Here is a 19,657-nt window from a genome sequence, read left to right on the forward strand (position 1 = left end):
CATCCGGTTGTTTTCACTGACATGGTGCGCTAGCTTTCCAACCAACCGGATGGATGCGCCTGTGTCGTCATTACGTGCGCTCCGGCGCGCCGGCTCGACCGACGTCGACCAGCAACCCACCCGGTGCACCCGTCCCGCACCCTCAGCAGAGTCAAGGAACCCCGCCGTGAGCCTCACCGACTTCCGTACGCTCGGACGCACCGGCCTTCGCGTCAGCCCCCTGGCCCTGGGCACGATGACCTTCGGCGATCCCTCCTGGGGCGCCGACGAGCGGACCTCGCTCGACATCCTCGCGCGCTACACCGACGCGGGCGGCAACTTCATCGACACCGCCAACCGCTACACGGAGGGGCGTTCCGAACAGGTCATCGGCGCCTACCTGCGCAAGAACCCCGCGCAGCGCGACCGGCTGGTGATCGCGACCAAGGTCGCCCTGTCCATGGACCCCACCGACCCGAACAACGGCGGCACCAGCCGCAAGGCCATCCGCGCACACATCGACGCCTCGCTGGAACGGCTCGGCACCGACTACATCGACCTGTACTGGCAGCACAACTGGGACCAGCACACCCCGCTGGAGGAGACCATGTCCACGCTGGACGATCTCGTCCGCGAGGGCAAGGTGCGCTACGTCGGCCTCTCCGACACCCCCGCGTGGGCCGTGGCCCGCATGGCGACCCTCGCCGAGTGGCGCGGCTGGACACCGGTCGCCGCCCTGCAACTGGAGTACTCGCTGCTGGAGCGCACCTCCGAGGGCGAGTTGTTCGGCGCCGCGCGCGAACTGGGCCTCGGCGTCATGCCCTGGAGCCCCCTCGCCAACGGGGTGCTGACCGGCAAGTACACCCGTGACAACCACACCCCGGAGGGCTCCGGCCGCGGCATGTTCGTCGGCCGGCACCTCAACGAGCGGACCTTCGCCCTGATCGACGTACTCGGGCGCATCGCCGAGGAGTCGGGCACCACCGTCGCGGCGGTCGCGCTGGCGTGGGTACGCCAGCAGCCCCTGACCACGGCCACGGTCATCGGCGCCCGTACGGTCGCCCAGCTCGACGCCAACCTGGCCTCACTGGACGTCACCCTCTCCGCCGAGCACCTCGACGAGCTCGACCGCCTCACCGCCCCGGCCCTCGGCTTCCCCCTGCCCTTCCTGAAGACCCTCGGTGTCCCCGCGCAGCAGGGCACGACGGTCATCAACGGCATCAAGGCCGGCGACTGACGTCACTCAGGTCGATGCCGGTGGTGTTGTCGGCGAGCGCACTGCTTCCTGTCCGTCAGTGCCAGGACGAACGCGGCTCGACGCGGGGACGCTGGTCCGGGGAACACGGTGCGCCCGCTGTTCGGGGTCGGTCCGGTTCTGCCGTCGTAGACGCCATTGAGGCGCGAGTCGATCATCAGGAGCGCCGCGCCCACGTCGCGGCGGGACCGGGCCCGTCGCCACGGGGGAAGCAACGGGCCCGGCCGGCACTACAGTCCCACATCTTCGGCGGCCGCACGCCCCCATGGGCGAAGTCGCCGTGGCCCGAGGGCGCTGCCGGGTGCACGGGGCGGGTGCCGGCATGGGAAAGGTCCCCGGCCTGTTCGAGGCCGGGGACCTTTCCGTCGAGCGCCGGGCAGGCCTTGCACCTGCATCTCCCCGCAGGAAGCGGGGCGTCTTTCCTTGGACCACCAACGCATCACCGGGCGCCCCGTGTTCGGGCGACCAGCTCAAGATCAAGCGTACCTCACGCGGGCCGTCGGCCGATCCCCGCGAGGTCCGCCTTCTCCTTGACCGATGAGTGACCCGGGCTCCCCTGGTGCCGCGCTCACCGTACGGGCCGCCTGTGCGGCGGCCCGTACGGCCCCGGGTCGTGTCATCGGGTGCGATAGGCGTCCAGGATCGTCTGTGAGAAGGCGTTCCCCTGGCGGTCCGTGAACTCGGCCTTGAAGGAGACGGACTCGCCCGCGGCCGGGTTGAGCACGGTGACCTTGCCGTGGCGTACGGCGGTCCGGGACCAGTGCGCTCCCCGGTCGCAGGAGACGTACACGGTCAGCGATCCGAGGCGGTGGCCGGCTGCCGAGCCCTGCACGGTGACGGGGACGGTCTGCCGGGCACCGGCCGGCGCGGTGGAGTCCAGGCCGAGCTCCGGCCGGTAGCGGACCACGCTCGCCGGGAGCGCGGTGGGCCTCGCCGTGTGGCCCGAGCTGAACTCGGCGGACCAGGAGACCTCGGTACCCACCGTGGACACCGCCGACCGAGCGCGGCTGACGTTCGTGACCAGCCGGTAGCGGGCTCTGCCCGGGGGCAGGTCGAAGGCGGTGTCGTCGAGGACGCCGGCCAGCGTCGCGTACTCCACGCCGTTGCGGAAGACCGTCGTGGTGGCGCTCTCCCCGTCGTACACACTCTCCCCGTCGTGTCCTGCGCCGTCCGTGAACGGGTTCACCGCTCCCGTGAGCCGGTCACCGTCCCTGACGAGTCCCGTCGCCGCCCCCGCGCCGGTGTCCGTGTCGAGCGCGGGCCCGAAGACACCGGTGTTGAACGTCTCGGTGTACGCGCGTCCCGCGCGGTACCTCCTGGCCGGCAGCCGGTACTGGGCCTCGGTGTCCCGGACCGCCTGCTGCTCGAAGGTGTGCTTCCACTCGATGCCGCCCTGGAGGTACAGGGTGGTGGTGTGGGGCAGGTCGGTGGAGACGGCCGCCGGCGGTGTGCGGTACTCGGGCTCGGACACGATCGCGCCCCACCGCGGTGTCATGGTGGTGCCCTGCCGGACGGTGAGCTCGGCCAGGTCCTTGGCCTTCGCGTGTTGCCGGTAGCCGGTGAAGAAGGCGTCCTTGAGCTCGTCCGTCAGCAGGTAGTCGGTGTCGCCGTGGGCGAGATCGACGAGCAGGGTGGAGGTCACCGTGCCGGGTTCCGGCTCGGGGCCGACCTGCTGGAGCCGGATGCCCTCGGCCATCGGATAGGTGGAGAGGGCGATCGGCAGACCGCTGATGCCGTGCGGGATGATGTTGACACTGCCGGACTTGAGGGTGGCGGCGGGATCCTGGACGGTCACGTCGAGGGGCCTGGCCTGCCTCGCGTCGAAGGCGAGGCTGGTGTCCTCGGTGAGGCTGAGCCGGGGAGCGACCATCCAGTCCTCGCCGACGTAAGCGACACCTTCCTCGTCCAGCGTGATCACTTCGCCCAGGATGGTGTAGTCGCCGGCGGGCAGGCGCAGTTCGAACGTACCGTCGTCACTGGTGACCGGGTAGAAACGGTTGCCCGCCAGGTCGTATATCCAGGCCTTCCAGGTGTCCTCGTCGGGTGCGGAGCCGTCCCGCGCGGTGGCCTTCATGCGCAGGTCGTACATCTCCCCTTCGATCTGGGCACCTCCCGCGGTGCGGACGGTCTGGCCGCCTCCCGTCGCCGTGACGGCCAGGCTGAACACGCCCTCCGTCGAGCCGGCGAGGCGGGGGTTCGCGGTGACGTCGACCGAGGCGGTACCGCCTGCCGGGACGGTGAGCCGCCGGGCCCCGAGGGTGAAGAAGCCGTCGGGTACGCGGGCACCCGCCGGGCCGTCGGCGGTGGCCGCCAGGTCCAGCGTGACCGCCGTCGTGCCGGTGTTGCGGTAGGTCAGCGTCTTGGTGACCGGCTGGTCGTCGTCGTGCGGCCAGCCGGGCCGGTCGAAGCTCAGCGAGGCGGGCCGGGCGGCGATGCTCTGGGTGATGGCGTGTGCCACGTCGACCCGTCCGCTGCCCTGTTCGACGGCGCTGTAGGGGCCCGGCTGGGCTGAGCCGACGAGCGCCTCCTTGAGCAGATCGGGGCTCCAGTCCGGATGCCGCTGGGCGAGCAGTGCGGCCGCGCCCGCCACGTGCGGCGTGGCCATGGAGGTTCCCGACAGCGTCAGATAGCCGGGGGCGGGGTGCGGGACACCGCTCTGGTCGACGAGGCTCCCGTCGGCGGCCGCCGCGGTGATGTCCACGCCGGGCGCGGTGAGGTCGGGTTTCATCGCGCCGTCCAGCCGGGGGCCGCGGGACGACCTGGCGGCGAGCACGTCCTGCTTGTCGACCGCGCCGACGGTCAGGGCCGCGTCGGCCGAACCCGGGGTGCCCACCGTCATGGCGCCCGGTCCGCCGTTGCCGGCGGCGATCACGAACAGGGCACGGTCGGAGAGCCTGTTGACGGTCTCCTCCAGCGGGTCGGTCCCCTGCGTGTCGGAACCTCCCAGCGAGAGGTTGACGATGGTGGCGCCCTGGTCGACGGCCCACTCCATGCCGGCCATGATCGAGGACTCGGTGCCTCTGCCGTAGTTGTCGAGCACCTTGCCGCTGATCAGGTCGGCGCCGGGTGCCACTCCCCGGTACGTACTGTGTGAGGCGGCCCCGGTGCCGGCCAGGATGGAGGCCACATGGGTGCCGTGGCCGTTGTGGTCGGCGGCGTCGGGGGCACTGGTGAAGTTCTTCTCCGCGACCACCTGGGTGGCCAGGTCGGCGTGGCGCGTGTCGACGCCGGTGTCCAGCACGGCGACCTTCACTCCTGTGCCGTCGTATCCGGCACGCCATGCTTCGGGGGCGCCGATCTGCTTCACGCTCACGTCCAGCGACGCCTCGATGAGTCCGTCGAGACGGATGGAGCGCACCCCCGCGGCGAGCCGAGGGCTCCGGCCGGGGCTGTCGGTGAGGGAGGTCCACACCCGCGAAGCCGCTGTCCCGGGCACGGTCAGCGCCTCGCTGCCGGTGGTGGCGATCTCCGCCCGCACCTTCGCACCGCCGGCCCGCGCGGCGGCCCTGCGCTTCGCGCCCGTGTAACTGACGAGCAACGGCACTCCGTCGCCGACCAGTTGACGGTACTCCGGGCGGCTGAGCTCGGTCACGTCGAACAGCCGCATGTCCACTCTTCCGGAGGCGATCAGGCCGCCGACGTCAGTGGGCAGCACATAGGTGTGTCCCTTCGCCGAGAAGGTCTGGAACGGGACCGACTCCCGGCCCTTCGCCTGACTCACCTTCACCACCCCGCCGCGGTGGTCGAGCCGCACCACGTCACCGGTGATGAGGGTGACCTCGCGGTCGGCAGCCACCACCTGCCTGACACCGGGCCGCGCCGACGGGGATGCATCGCCCCGGGAAACCGGTGGCATGGCTGCCGCCGCCGTCCCGGAGGCGGCCATGGCGAGTGCCGCGACACCGGCCATGACGGCCATGACGGTTCTTCTCCGTGATCCTCGCAAGGTGCCGTACCCCTTTGCCCCGTCGGGGGCCCGGTGAGCCCCCTGGCCGCTGCGGGCGCCGTCGCCCCATGACGCGGACACGCTAAGTTTCCCAATCCGGCTCGTCAATCGGGCTATTCACGACATAGGGCGCAACATGGCCGGATAGGTCTGGACTTATGGCGCGTCATGCGTGGCTTGCGAACTCCCCCCAGCGGCTCGGTCGGCAGCGCAGGACCACCGGACGCCCCATGGCACGACCTGGGAGACGGCCACGCACGGACCACACCTTGCAGCCAAACATGCCCTTGCTCGCCGTCCTGCCGCATGACAAGGACGAGGAGGAATCGGAGCAGGAATTCGGTGGACTTCGAGTCATAGCCGGAGAACTTTGGTCGATGGAGAACAACATCTCCATCGGCAACATGGACTGGGAAGAATTCGTTGATGCCGCGAACGGGGACGGCGTCTTCCGAGGCTTCTGATCCTGGTCGACAGGTCCCCCCTCCACACCAGTTGAGACCGTAGCGGCATGGTTGGTCACGGACCGGGGTAGTACCTGGGTTTTCCCTTCTCGTGCCACTTTTCGGATGGACTCACAGGCGTTATCGGCACCGCATGAATCCGAAATACCGGCCTGTTGACATGGCCTCAGCCAGTGATCGATGATCACGGCAGTTGTGCGTTCGGCAAAATACTCAGGCACGGCTGTCCCGTTTGCAGGGAGGGCCGTTCACTTCCTTTCACGGGAAGGTCAGGATCAGCGGTGCACAACCCGACCCCCCTCTCACCCCGTTCCCATCCGGCCTCGTACGCCCAGCAGCGCCTGTGGTTCCTCGCCCAACTCCCCGGGGGAGACGTGGCGTACAACGAGACCCTGGCCTTCGAACTCCTCGGCCCCCTCGACCGTGACGCCCTGGCGGGTGCCCTCGACGCGCTGACCCGGCGCCACGAGACGCTCCGCACCCGGCTCGTGGCGGAGGACGGCGAGGTCCGTCAGCACGTCGATCCGCCCGGCGCCGGATTCGCCCTCACCTTCCAGGACTTGAGCAGTTCGACCGACCCGGCCGGCGGGGTCCTCGCGCTTCAGGAGGCGGAGGCCCGCACCCCCTTCGACCTGGCGGCCGGTCCCCTCGGGCGCGGCCGGCTGGTCATCCTCGGCGCCGAGCGCCATGTCCTGCTGCTGACCTTCCACCACAGCGTCTACGACGGCCGGTCGATGGACGTGATGATGCGCGAACTCGGCGTGCTCTACGAGGCATTGGCCCAGGGCGGTGCCGACCCGCTGCCCCCGCTGCCGGCCCAGTACGCCGACCATGTGCGGGCCCAGCGTGAGGCCGTACTCGGCGGGGCGCTGCGGGAGCAGGAGACGTACTGGCGCGACACCCTCCGGGACGCACCGCCGTCACTGGACCTGCCCACGGACCGCCCGCACCCGCCGGAGCAGAGCTACGACGGCGGACGGGCCCGGTTCGAGCTCGACGCGGAGACCACGGCGGCCCTGCGCACACTGGCCCGGCGGCACGGCGCCACCCTCTTCGTGACGGCCCTGACCGGCTGGGCGATCCTCCTCTCGCGGCTCTCCGGGCGCTCTGACATCGTTATCGGAAGCCCGGTGGCCAACCGGCGCGGCCCCGCGGCCGCCGGTCTCATCGGCTTCCTCGTCAACTCCCTGGCCCTGCGCATCGACCTGTCCGGCTCCCCGAGCGCCGCCGAGGCCGTCGCCCGTACCCGCGCGGTCCTGCGGGCCGCCCTGGCCCACCAGGACCTGCCCTTCGAACGGGTCGTGGAGCTGGTCAACCCGCCCCGCAGCGCGTCCCGCACGCCGCTGTTCCAGACCATGGTCGCCTGGACACCCGACCGGAAGGACCTGCTGCGGCTGCCCGGTGTGACGGCGCAGCCCCTGCCCATCCGGCACGCCCCCGCCAAGTTCGACCTCGCGCTGTCCCTGACGGAGTCCGAGGGCCGGGTGGTAGGACACCTGGACTACGCGACGGCCGTCTACGACGCCACCACCGCCCGGCGCTGGGCGGACCACCTGCGGCGCCTGCTCGCCGACATGGCCCGCCACCCCGACCGTGACATCGCGGCACTGGAACTGATGGACGCGGAGGAGCAGCGGGCCCTGCTGGCCGACTGGGACGCGACGGGTGCCCTCGCGGCGGGCGGAGGAGCGGCGTCACGGACAGCCCCCAACCCCTTCCTCACCGCCCCCGGTCTCGTCCCCCTCTTCGAAGACCAGGTCCGGGTCCGTGGTGAGCGGCCGGCGGTCGTCGCGCCGGGTGGTGGGACGCTGACGTACGCGTCGCTCGACCGCCGTGCCAACCGGCTCGCGCACGCCCTCGTCGCCCGTGCCGTTCGCCCCGGTGACGTGGTGGGGCTGCACACCGGCCGGACCGCCGAGCTGGTCGTGGGCATCCTCGGGATCCTGAAGGCGGGTGCCGCCTGGCTGCCGCTCGACCCCGGGCAGCCCCGCGAGCGGCTGGCCGGTATGACCGAGGACGCCGCCTGCCGCGTCGTGCTGAGCGACCGGCCGGCCGGCGACCGCCCGGAGCGGTGGCTGGACCTGGCCGCGACCGAGGCGGAGGGCGTGACCGGGGACCACCCGCCGCCCGGCATCGGCCACGCGCCCGACCGACTGGCCTACGTCATCTTCACGTCCGGCTCCACCGGACGGCCCAAGGGCGTGGCGGTCGAACACCGCAGTGTGCTCGGCCTCTTCGCCAACTGGCACGCCCGCATGGGCACCGTGCCCGGCGAGGCCGGTTCCGCCTGGTCCAGCATCGGCTTCGACGCCTCGGTGCACGAACTGCTGCTGCCGCTGACCACCGGTGGTGTGCTGCACATCGTTCCGGAGGAGCTGCGCGGTGACCCGGAGGAGCTGCTGGGGTGGATGCGCGAGCACCGCGTCGCGCAGGCGTTCCTGCCGCCGGCGTACGTGAAGTGGATCGACGAGGACCCGGCCGGCCGGCTGCGCGGACTGCGGCTGCGCACGCTGCTGACCGGTGTGGAGCCGATCCCGGAGGCGGCCCTGCACCGGATGACCCGGCACCTCCCGGGCCTGCGGGTCTGCTTCGGCTACGGGCCGACCGAGGCCACGCTGTACAGCACCGCCTCCTACGATCCCGGGCCGCTGGACCGCCCCTGCCCGATCGGACGGCCGCTGGCCGGCAGCCGCCTGTACGTGCTCGACGCCCGCATGCGGCCCGTCCCGCCCGGCGTGGTCGGCGAGGTCTATCTGGGTGGCGCCTGCCTCGCCCGGGGGTACCTCAACCGTCCCGACCTCACGAAGGAACGTTTCCTTCCGGACCCGTTCGTCCCCGGTGAACGCATCTACCGCACCGGAGACCTCGCCCGCCGCCTCCCGGACGGCAACGCCCACTACGCGGGGCGCGCGGACGACCAGATCAAGCTGCGCGGGTTCCGTATCGAGCCGGGCGAGGTGGAGGCGGCGCTCACCGCCCTGCCCGGCGTCCGCGAGGCCGTGGTCCTCGCCGACCGCGACCCGGCCGGACAGCCCCGGCTGGTCGCCGGGATCGGCAGGGGCACCGCCGCCGTCCGCACCGCGCACGAGTGGCGGACGGCCCTGTCCCGGCGGCTGCCCGACTACATGATCCCGGCCGTCTTCCTCGACCTGCCCGCCCTCCCGCTGAACCGCAGCGGCAAACTCGACCGCCCGGCGCTGTTGCGCCTGGCCGGCGAGCACGGCGCGAGCCGGGTGAACACGGCCAGCCCCCGGGACGGCGTCGAGCACCGCCTGTACCGGATCTGGCAGGACATCCTGCTCCACCCCGACATCGGCATCGGCGACAACTTCTTCGACATCGGCGGCACTTCGCTGTCGGCCATCAAGATGGCGCACGCCGTCACCGAGGCGTTCGGCCGGCCGCTGCCGGTCGCGGAGGTCATGCTGCATCCCACGATCGAGGCGCTCGGCGGACGCCTGCGCGGGCACGGCACCGCCCGGGAGACGGGCAGCGTCATCGAGTTCCGGGCGGGCAACGGGCCCCGGGTCGTCTGCGTCCACCCGGCCGGCGGCACCGCCTTCTGCTACCTGCCGCTCGCCCGGCACCTGCCCGAGGGCATCGGCCTGTCCGGCATCCAGTCACCGGGCGTGAATCCCGGCGAGGAGGTGCTGCCGACGGTCGAGGCGATGGCGGAAACGTATCTGCGGTTGCTGGAGCCGCTGGGGGAGGGCCCCTTGGTGCTGACCGGCCTGTCCTACGGCGGACTCGTCGCGCACGCGATGGGACGCCTGCTGACCCGGGCAGGGCGCGGTGACGTCAGCGTGGTCCTGCTCGACACACAGGCCACCGACGACCCGGCCGCCCGCGCCGGCATCACCCCGGTGGACTTCGAGGAGTTCCGCGACAAGCTGGTGAGGTTCAACGGCATGTACCCCGGCATCGACGACGCCCAGATCGAGCGGTACTTCCGCATCTACAACCACAACCGGCTGACCGCCCGCGACCACGACCCGGCCACGTCCCCGGCCCGTCTGGTCCTCGCCCAGGCCGTCCCGGGCGGCGCGGACACCCCCGAGCACGCGGAGGTCCGCGACTTCTGGCAGCGGCGCGCCGTCGGCGGCTTCCGGGTGGAGACGCTGGACTGCGACCACTGGGAAGTGCTGGAGGCCCCGCACCTCTCCCGTGTCGCGGACCTGCTCACCGCGGAACTCCGCCATCACGGCGCCCCGTTGCCCGACCCGACGCCCGCGACGCGTCCGGCGGCCGTGGCCGGCTTCGGCGGGGAGGCTCGATGAGCACCGACTCCACCCGGAACGTCCCCGGCGGCACCGAGTGCGGCCGCACCGACGCCGGGGTACCCGCTGCCGAGCCGCCCGGCACCCCGGCCCCCGCCACGCCGACCCCCTCCTCCCTCGCCGATGCCGTGCTCGCCCAGGCCCGCCGTACGCCGGACCTGCCCGCTGTCGAGGACGGGGGCGTGGTCCTCGACTACGCGGGGCTGGAGCGGGTCAGTGGCCGAATCGCCGGCCGGCTGCGCGGGGCGGGGGTACGGCCCGGTGACGCGGTCGCCGTGTCCCTGCCCAGATCGTGGCGGCTGGTGTGCGTCATGCTCGGCATCCGCCGCCTCGGCGCGACCGTCGTCCCGCTCGACCGGCTCAGCCCGCCGGAGCGGCAACGGCACATCCTCACCGACGCGCAGGCGGTGGCCGTCGTACACGACGACGGTTGCGCCGGCACGCACCCGCCCGCTGCGCCCGCCGGCGTCCGCGCGCTGGAGGCGGCCGAGCTGGTCGGCGACGACGAGCCGGCCACGAGCCCCCCTCCGCCGGCCGGCTTCTCACCCGCATCGCGCCAGTCGGTCGGCGCCCCGGCCGGCCCCCGCCCTTCCGTCGCCTCCGCACCGGCCACCGACCCCCAGGCCGGCACCCCGTCCCCGTCCCCCGTCGCCTTCCTCTTCTACACCTCGGGCACCACCGGTCGCCCCAAGGGTGTCGAGGTCACCGACGCGGGTGTGCGGCGGCTGGCCGAGGCGGGATACATCGGGCTCGGGGCCGGGGTCCGGTACGGCTGTCTGGCCAACCCGGCGTTCGACGCGATCAGCTTCGAGGTGTGGGTGCCGTTGCTCACCGGCGGGACCTGTGTCGTACTCGGGGAGCGCGCGGTGCACGATCCCCGGCGGCTGGCGGCCGAGTTGCGGGACCGCCGCGTCGAGACCCTGTTCGTCACGACCGCGCTGTTCAACGCCGTCGTCGAGAAGGTGCCCGACTGCTTCGCCGCCGCCCGGCAGGTGCTCATCGGCGGGGAACAGCTCAACGCCCGTCTGATCCGCCGCTGGTACGAGGCCAACCCCGGCTCCGGCGCCGTACTGCACAACGTGTACGGGCCGACCGAGGCGACCACCTTCGCGCTGTGCCGCGCCATCCCCCGGGACTTCGCCGGCGACCTGGTACCCGTCGGCACCGCCCTGCCCGGCACCGGCGTCACCGTCCGCACCGCCGACGGACGCACCGCCGAACCCGGTGAGGTGGCCGAACTCCTGCTGTCCGGCACCGCGTTGGCCCTCGGCTACCGCAACCTCCCGGAGGAGACCGCGCGGCGCTTCGTACGGCTGGCCGGCCCGGACGGCGTCGAGAGGCGCTGGTACCGGACCGGGGACCTGGTACGGCAGGACGCCGACGGCCGCGTCACCTACGTCGGCCGGGCCGACCGGCAGGTCAAGGTGCGCGGCTTCCGCATCGAGCCCGGCGAGGTGGAACGCCGCATCCTGGCCCACCCCGCCGTCCGCCAGGCGTACGTGTGCACCCGGCGCGACGACGGCCGCAACGAACTCCTCGCCTTCCTGGTGCCGGCGGAACAGCTCTCCGAGGACGCCTACGACGCGTACGACCGCCACCTCGCCGCCGCGCTGCCCCCCTACATGCGCCCCCACCACACCCACCTCGTGGACGCCCTGCCCCGGACCGCCAACGGCAAGGTGGACCAGGCCGCCCTGCTGGCCGGTGCCGGGGAGCCGTGGCGCGGCGGGGTCCGGGACGCCGTACCCGTCACGGCCGCCCAGCGGCGCCTGCTGGATCTCGCCGAGGAGGTGCTGGGGGTCACCGGACTGCGCCCGGACGACCGTTGGATACCCAGTGGCGGTGACTCGCTGAAGGCCCTGCGGCTGCGGTTCGAGATCCAGCGGCGCTTCGCCGTCGACCTTCCGCAGGAGCTCGTGCTGCGGGGCGACTTCGCCGCCCTGGCCGACGCCGTGACGGATCCCGGCGCGTCCGCCGGCGACCACCCGCCCGTGCCCGCGCCCACCGGCGAGCCCACCGCGCCGGCCACCGGCGAACAGGAACGGCTGTGGCTGCTGCACCAGCGCGATCCCCTGGACGCCTCGTACGACGTGCCGCTCGCCTTCGAGGTGCGCGGCCCGGTCGACCTCCGGGCCCTGCGCGCCGCCGTCCGGGCGCTGGTCGAGCGGCATCCGGCGCTGCGCACCCGGCTCGTGCCCACCGCCCGGGGACTGCGGCAGCACGTCGACGCGCCCTACGATCCCTGGGAGCCCGACGCCCGCGAGCCGTTCGACGCCCGGCCCGGGGAGCCCTGGCAGGACACCGCCGGCCGGTTCTTCGCCCGCCGTTTCGACCTGCGCGACAGCCGGATGCTGCGGGCCGCCTGGCTGCCCCGGGACGACGGCGGCACCCTGCTGTTGCACCTGCACCACATCGCCGTGGACGGCTGGTCGCTGAACATCCTCTTCCGCGATCTCACGGCCGCCTGCGCCGGCGGTGAGAAGGGGCCGGGCCCGGCCGCCGTGACCCCGCTGGAGTTCGCGCACTGGCAGCGGGCCTGGCACGCGAGCCCCGCCTACGGGCGCCTCCGCTCCCGGCTGCGCGACCACCACCGAGGCCACGACGAGCCGTCACCGGCCCTGGACACCGCCGGGCCGGCCGACCGCCCCGCCGCCCGGCTGCTGCGCACCACCCTGGACACCGGGCGCCGGGCCGCGCTGGACCGGGTGGCCGCCGAGCGCGGCATGACCAGGTTCGAGCTGCTGCTGCCCGCCTTCGCCTGGGCGCTGTACGGCGTGACCGGCCAGTCCCGCCCGCTGATCGCCGCGCCCGTGGCGGGCCGGCAGCGGCCGGAGTTCGAGAGTTGCGTCGGCATGTTCGCCAACACCGTGCTCGTGCCGTCGCATCTGGAGCCGCACACCCCCCTCGGTGACCAGTTGGACCGGCACGCCGCCTCGGTGCGCGCGGTGCTGGACGGGCAGGACGTCGCCCTCGCCGACGTACTGGCGGACCAGGTCTTCCGCGAGCGCAGGCCGCTGTTCGACTTCCTGTTCGTGCTGGAGAACACCGAGTTCGACGCGTTCCGGGTGCCGGGCTGCCGGGTGCGGCCGGTGTGGCCGAGACCGCTGGGCGCCAAGTGCGCGCTGACCCTGTCGGTGGTGGAGCACGAGTCCGGGTTCGACTGCCTGTGGGAGTACCGCGACGACCTCGGCGCCGAACGGGCCGAGGCGGCGGCCCGGCTCTTCCGCGAGGCGGTCGACCGGCTCGCCGACGGTGCGGACACCACCCTGCACGACCTGGTCGCCCCCTATCGGCGCGGCCTGCCCGAGTCCGGCCGGGGCCCCGAGCCCGCCGCCGGCTTCGCCACCGTCGCCGAGGGCTTCGCCGAGCAGGTGCGGCGCACCCCCGGCGCCCCGGCCGTCTCCGCCGGCGGCACCACGCTGACGTACGCCGAACTCGACGCGCACGCGGCGGCCCTGGCCGCCGACCTGGCCGCCCGCCACGACCTCCCCGACGACCCCGCCGCCCCGGCCGCCGTCGCCCTGTACCTGCCACCCTCACCGGAGCACGTGGTGGCCCTGCTGGCAGCCGCCCGCCTCAACCTCACCGTCGTACCGCTCGACCCGGCCTATCCGCGTTCCCTGCTGCGGCACGTCCTCGACCAGGTCGACCCGGTGTGCGTCCTCGTCACACCCGAGCACGCCGCCGACCTCGACCCGATCGCACCGCCCCGGCTGGCACGCCACGCCATCGCGCTGACTGGCACTCCCGCGCCGGTACGCGGGGCGCCGGCGCCGGCCCACGCGGGCCGGCGTCCGCTGTACACGCTGTTCACCTCGGGCTCCACCGGCACCCCCAAGGGCGTCCAGGTGTACGACCGGACCCTGTGCAACCTGCTGCACTGGCAGCGCGGGCCCGGGGGCCTGTCCCGTCCGGCCGTCACCCAGCAGTTCTCGATGCTGTCCTTCGACGTCTCCTTCCAGGAGATCTTCACCACCCTGTGCGCGGGCGGCCTGCTCCGCCTCGTGGACCCCGCGTGGCGGCACGACATGCCCGCCCTGCTGGAGCAGTTGGAGACGGGGGGAGCGGAGCGGATCTTCCTGCCGTACGTGGCGCTCCAACTGCTCGCCGAGCACGGCGTGCGCACGGGCCGCCATCCGTCGCGGCTGCGTGAAGTGATCACCGCCGGCGAGCAGTTGGTGTGCACCGACGCCATCCGCGGCTGGTTCGCCGGTCTGCCCGGAGCCCGCCTGTTCAACCACTACGGCCCGACCGAGACCCATGTGGTCAGCAGTCTGTGCCTGGACGGCGACCCGGCCGCGTGGCCGGTGCGTCCCGCCATCGGCCGGCCGGTCGCGGGTGCCGTGCTGCGGGTGGTCGACGAGGGCGGCCACCCCGTCCCGCCCGGCGCCACCGGACACCTGCTGATCGGCGGGCTCATGGCCGGGCGCTGCTACCTCGGCGACACCGGCCTCAACCGCACCCGTTTCACCGACGACCCCGAGCTGGGCATCTTCTACCGCAGCGGTGATCTGGCCCGCTTCGACGCGCAGGGTCTGCTGCACTACGCCGGCCGCGAGGACACCCAGGTCAAGCTGAGCGGCCACCGGCTGGAACTGGGCCAGGTCGAGGCCGCGCTGCTGGAGTACCCGGGGATCACCAACGCGGTGGTGAGCGTCGTGGACGGGGCCCTGGTGGCCTGCCTCCAGTGCCGGGACGACGACCCCGACCCCGATCTCGCGGACCTGACGCGCCACCTGGCCGAACGGCTGCCCGCCCACGCGCGCGTGGCCAGGTTCCGGCGGCTGACCGCGCCGCCGCGCACCCCTAGCGGAAAGCTGGACCGCCGGGCGGCCGTCAGCGCTCCCGGCCACGACCTGACCCCCCGCGGCGGCGCCACCCCGAAGACCCCTCCGGCCGCGCTGGAGGAACGGCTCGCCGTCCTGTTCGCGGACGCCACCGGCAAGACGGTCGACGCCCGGCAGCGGTTCTTCGACGCCGGGGCCACCAGCCTGGACCTGATGCGCTTCCACCTGCGCTGCGCGGGCGAGGGCGATCTGCCCTTCGACGTGCCCGACCTCTTCGAACACGTCACGATCAGGGAGCTGGCCCACGCCGTGGAGTCCCGCAGGGGGCCCGTGACACCGCCGGCGGCACGGCGGCCGGCCGGAGCGGCCGGAGCGGCCGGAGCGGCCGGGTGCGAACGGCAGCCGGCCGGAGCAGTCGCCGTTCGCGCCGCGTACGACGGTGACGCGCGCGGGTACACCCCCGACCGCCCGGAGCCCGTCGCCGTCATCGGCATGGCCGTGCGGCTGCCGGGCGCCCCCGACCTGGCCTCCTTCTGGGATCTGGTCACCTCGGGCGGACGTGGCATCGAGCACTTCCCGGCGCCCGACGGCCGGGTCGGCGCCCGCAGCCAGCTCGACGGGCCGCTGTCCTTCGACCCGGCGCGGTTCGGCATCAGCCCGGCCGAGGCCCGCCTGATGGACCCGCAGCAGCGGCACCTCCTGATGAGCTGCGTGGAGGCGCTCGCGCACGCCGGGCTCGCCGATCCCGCCGCGCGGCGCGTGGGCATCGTGGCCGCCTGCGGCGAGGACACGTACGGCCGGCGCATGCTCCGCGAGGCCGACCCGGCCGCCCTGCCCGACTCCTTCCGGCTGGCCCTGCACCACGAGAAGGACTTCCTGGCCACCAAGGCCGCCTACCACCTGGGCCTGACCGGCCCCGCCTTCAGCGTGCAGTCGGCCTGCTCCAGCTCGCTCGTCGCCGTGCACGTCGCCGCCGGGCTGCTGCGGCAGGGCGACGCCGACGTGATGCTCGCCGGCGGCGTCCTCGTGGACCCGGACCTGACCGACGGCTACACCTACCGGCCGCAGCACATCTTCTCCCCGGACGGACACTGCCGGCCCTTCAGCGCGGACGCCGCGGGCACCGTCGGCGGCAGCGGGGTCGGCGTCGTCGTCCTCAAACCGCTCTCGCTCGCCCGCCGGGACGGCGACACCGTCTACGCCGTCGTCACCGGCTCGGCCGTCAACAACGACGGCGCCCGCAAGCTGGGGTACAGCGCCCCGTCGGTGCCCGGCCAGCGCGACGCCATCGAGACGGCCGTACGACGCGCCGGACGCGGCGGCGGCGACCTCGGCTACGTGGAGGCGCACGGCACCGGCACCCGGCTGGGGGACCCGGTGGAGGCCGCCGCCCTGCGCCAGGCGTACGGCCTCGGGGACGGGGCACGGCTCGCGCTGTCCTCGGTCAAGAGCCAGATCGGGCACCTCGGTGCCGCGGCCGGCGTGGTCGGACTGGTCCGCGCCGTGCTCGCCGCGCACCACGGGATCGTCCCGCCCACCGTGGACTTCGACCGGCTGGGCCCCGAGCTGGAGGGCGGGCCGTTCCGCGTGCCCACCGAGGCCGAGCCCTGGCCGGTACCGGGTCCGCGCGTGGCCGCGGTGAGCAGCTTCGGCATCGGCGGGACCAACGCACACGTCCTGCTGGAGGCACCGGACGGCACGAGCGGTGCGGGCGCCGAGGCCGTTCCCGTGGTGCCCTGTCTGCTGCTCTCCGCCGGCAGCCCGGAGGCGCTGCGCGCGGACGGCCGCCGTATCGCCGACCACCTGACCGCACACCCCGAGCACTATCCCCGGGTGCTGCGCCACCTCCAGGCGGGCCGCCCCGCACTCGCCCACCGGGCCGCCGCGGTCTGCCCCGACGCGGAGTCGGCCGTGTCCTGGCTGCGCTCGCTCACGCCCACCCGGCCGCCGGCGTCCGACGTCCACGTCGTCGCCGGGCACCACGACCCGCGGGAACTGGCCGACGCCTGGACGGCGGGCCACACCCTGATCTGGCCCCCGGGCCCGGCACCGGCCCCCTGGAACTTCCCGCCGCCCGCCTTCGACCTGGCCGAGTACGACTTCCCGCGCCGGGTCGTGGCACCGGGCGGCGAGGGGACCGGCGGCGTCGGTCACGAGCGGGCGCATGAGGCCGGCCGGGAGGGTGCGCGGGGCACCGGGCACGGGGCCGGGTACGGGGACGACACCGAGGTCGTCGCTGGTGCCGGTGTCGGTGAGGGTGCCGGGTGGCCGGCCCGGCTGCCCGCCGACCGCTGGTTGCACCAGCCGCTGTGGGTACGGCTGCGCAGGGCCCGGACGCACTCGGGCGAGGGCGCCGCACCGCGCCGTACCGCCGTGGTCGTCGTACCGCCCGGCACCGGATCCGGGGCCTGGCGGGAGCTGGAGCGGCACTACGCGCGGGTGGTCCTGGTGCGGGCCGGTGACACGTTCGTCCGCCGGGACAGCACCGCCTACGAGGCCGATCCGGCCGATGCCGCCCAGCTCGCGGCGCTGCTCGCCGAGGTGGCCCCGGCCGGCGGGACCGATGTGGACTGGCTGCACGCGCTGCCGCTCGCCGTCCGCGGTGAGGTCGGCCGGCGCTCCCTGGAGACCGCTCGGTGGGCGTGCCTGGACACGGTGGCGGCCCTGTGCCGGGCCCTGGCGGACGTCCCCGCCGCGCGGCGGCCCCGCGTGTGGCTGCTGTCGTACGAGGCACAGCCGGTCACCGGTGAGGTCGCCCGCCCGGAGGCCGGCCTGCTCGCCGCGGCGGTCCGGGTGCCCCGCCAGGAGCTGGGGCTGTCCCTGCGCTGGGCCGACCTGCCGGGTCCCGAACCGGCCGACTGGGTGCCGTATCTGGCGGATCTCCCGGGCGGGCAGGGGGACCGGGAGGACGGGGACACGGCGCGGTCCGAGCCGGAGCTCGCCCTGCGGGGCGGGTACTGGTGGCGGCGCACCGTGCAGGCGGTCCCCGTGCCGGTCGCGGTCGCCTCCAGTCCGCGCCCCGGCCGCACCGGGACACATCTCGTCCTGGGCGGCACCGGGGGCATCGGCAGCACCATCGCCGCCGACCTGCTGCGGCAGTCGGCCGGCAACCGGGTGGTCCTGGTCGGACGCCGGTCCGGTCTTCCGGCGGCCCTGGCACCGTGGGCCGACCGGATCACCATGGTGCGGGCGGACCTCGCCGAGGAGGCGCCGGAACCGGTCACCGACCGGCTCGCGCCCCATCTCGACGGGCTCGTCGGCATCGTGCACGCCGTGGGCATCGCCGCCGGCGGACTGCTCGTACGCCGGGACCGGGCGAAGGCCCGTCGGCGTACGGCGGCGAAACTGGGCGCCGCTCTGCTCACCGAGCGCCTGATCGCCGCGTACCGACCCGACCACGCCGTCTACTGCTCGTCCATGTCGGCGAGGTTCGGTGGCGTCGGCCTGTTCGACTACGCGGCGGCGAACGGCCTTCTGGACGCCTTCGCCCACTACGCGCCCGGCACCGGCGCCGGCCGCACCACCCGGGTGTCGATCGGCTGGGACGCCTGGCGGGAGGCGGGCATGGCGTGGGACGTTCCCGCCCCGGACGCCCGGCACAAGCACCACCTCGCCGTCGCCCTCACCCCGGAAGAAGGCGCGGCCGTCTTCGGACAGGCGCTGGAACTGGGGCTGCCGCACCTGATGGTGAACACCACGCCGCTGTCCGAGGCCGGCGTCTTCTACGGGCCTGGAGCCGTCGCACCGGAGAGAAGGCGCGCGACCCAGTCACCGGCCTCGGCACAGGCCCACCCACCGGCTCCGGCTCCGGCTCCGGCGCAGGCACCGGCACCGGCACCGGCGCCCGCTCCCGTACAGACCACTCCGACCGCACCCGCCCCTCCCCGACCCCTCCCCCACCTCACCGCCACCACAGCCCAGTTGCTCGGCCTTCCCGGTGTCGACCCCCACGCCTCCCTCTACGACCTCGGTGCCGACTCGCTCACCCTGCTCGACCTCCTGGACGAGGTGAACCGGCGGTTCGGTGCCGACCTCGACCTGTCCCGGCTCAGTCACCGCGTCACCCTCACCGAGATCGCCGGTCATCTGCGCACCGGGGCCCGGCCGGCGCCCGGCGGCACGGCGGCGCCGGTGGACGTCGAGGTGTGGCAGCGCGGCACCGGCCCGGACGTGCTGTGCCTGGTGCATCCCGTCGGCGGTGACATCCAGGCGTACCGTCCACTGGTGTCGGCGCTGCCGCCGGGGCCGACCGTCTGTCTGATCCCCGACCCGGCGCTGCGCGACCCGGACCGGCCCGCCTGGTCGGTCGACGAGCGCGCCGCGCACTATCTCGCGGCCGTCCGCGCCGCGTTCCCGCCCGCCGCTCACCGGCTGCGCCTGGCCGGCTGGTCCTTCGGGGCCTGGACCGCGCTGTCGATGGCCGCCCTCGCCGAGGCGGACGGCGACCCGGTACCCGGCCTCTACCTGCTGGACCCGCCGCCGCCCGACGCCGGACCACGGCTGGCGGCCTACGACGAGCGGCAGGTGGACGCCGTCTTCGCGCGCGAACTGGCCGGCAACCGGGCAGGACCGCTGACCGAACGGGGCCGCGGTCACGCGGAGCGGCTGGCCCACTGCTGCCGGGCCAACCTGGCGGCCATGGCCGGGCACCGGCCGCCCCGGCTGACCCGTACGCCGGCCGTCCTGTGGCTGGCCGGGCGGCCCGTGCCGGACGCGCACGCCCTCGCCCCGGAGCCCGCGGCGGCGGCGCGCTGGCGCGGCCACCTGCCGCCGTCCGCCCGCGTGCTGCGCGTCGACACCGACCACTACGGGCTGGTCGCCCCGCCCCGGGCGGCCGGGATCGCGTCCGTCATCGGCGCGGACCTCGCCGCGTACGCCCGGACCCGTGAGCCGTCCCACCCGCCCGTCCCCGCCGAGTCCCGCCCGCTGTAGCCGATCACCGCCGGTCC

At 74.0% G+C, this 19,657-nt stretch carries 5 protein-coding genes; 4 read left to right on the forward strand and 1 reads right to left on the reverse strand.

The features are described from left to right. Positions 1 to 166 precede the first annotated feature (166 nt). Complete coding sequence (locus C3492_RS27370) at positions 167 to 1,216, forward strand: aldo/keto reductase (RefSeq protein ID WP_103815006.1); 1,050 nt, start codon at positions 167 to 169, stop codon at positions 1,214 to 1,216. 634 nt (positions 1,217 to 1,850) lie between these two features. Here C3492_RS27370 and C3492_RS27375 read toward each other — a convergent pair. After that, positions 1,851 to 5,153 carry a S8 family peptidase gene (locus C3492_RS27375; protein WP_103815008.1) on the reverse strand — a complete coding sequence of 1,101 codons (3,303 nt, stop codon included), beginning with the start codon at positions 5,151 to 5,153 and terminating at the stop codon, positions 1,851 to 1,853. Positions 5,154 to 5,410: 257 nt separating this feature from the next. Here C3492_RS27375 and C3492_RS27380 point away from each other — a divergent pair, with 257 nt between their 5' ends. The 3 genes from C3492_RS27380 (at position 5,411) to C3492_RS27390 (ending at position 19,640) form a co-directional block, all read left to right on the forward strand. Continuing rightward, on the forward strand, positions 5,411 to 5,644 hold the full coding sequence (locus C3492_RS27380; RefSeq protein WP_374938379.1) for a hypothetical protein: 234 nt from the start codon (positions 5,411 to 5,413) through the stop codon (positions 5,642 to 5,644). 281 nt (positions 5,645 to 5,925) lie between these two features. After that, a complete protein-coding gene (locus C3492_RS27385; RefSeq protein ID WP_103815012.1) occupies positions 5,926 to 9,921 on the forward strand; it encodes a non-ribosomal peptide synthetase in 3,996 nt (1,331 codons plus the stop codon). Beyond that, positions 9,918 to 19,640, forward strand: a complete 9,723-nt coding sequence (locus C3492_RS27390; protein WP_103815014.1) for a non-ribosomal peptide synthetase — start codon at positions 9,918 to 9,920, stop codon at positions 19,638 to 19,640. The genes C3492_RS27385 and C3492_RS27390 overlap by 4 nt, the downstream gene beginning before the upstream one ends. Positions 19,641 to 19,657: the final 17 nt, after the last annotated feature.

Source organism: Streptomyces sp. Ru62, from assembly GCF_002920615.1.
In the GTDB taxonomy this organism is placed as follows: Bacteria; Actinomycetota; Actinomycetes; order Streptomycetales; family Streptomycetaceae; genus Streptomyces.

Coding starts and splice junctions, on each gene's coding strand:
- C3492_RS27390 (WP_103815014.1), top strand. CDS start 9,918: ATGAGCACCGACTCCACCCGGAACGTCCCCGGCGGCACCGAGTGCGGC.
- C3492_RS27375 (WP_103815008.1), bottom strand. CDS start 5,153: ATGGCCGTCATGGCCGGTGTCGCGGCACTCGCCATGGCCGCCTCCGGG.
- C3492_RS27380 (WP_374938379.1), top strand. CDS start 5,411: ATGGCACGACCTGGGAGACGGCCACGCACGGACCACACCTTGCAGCCA.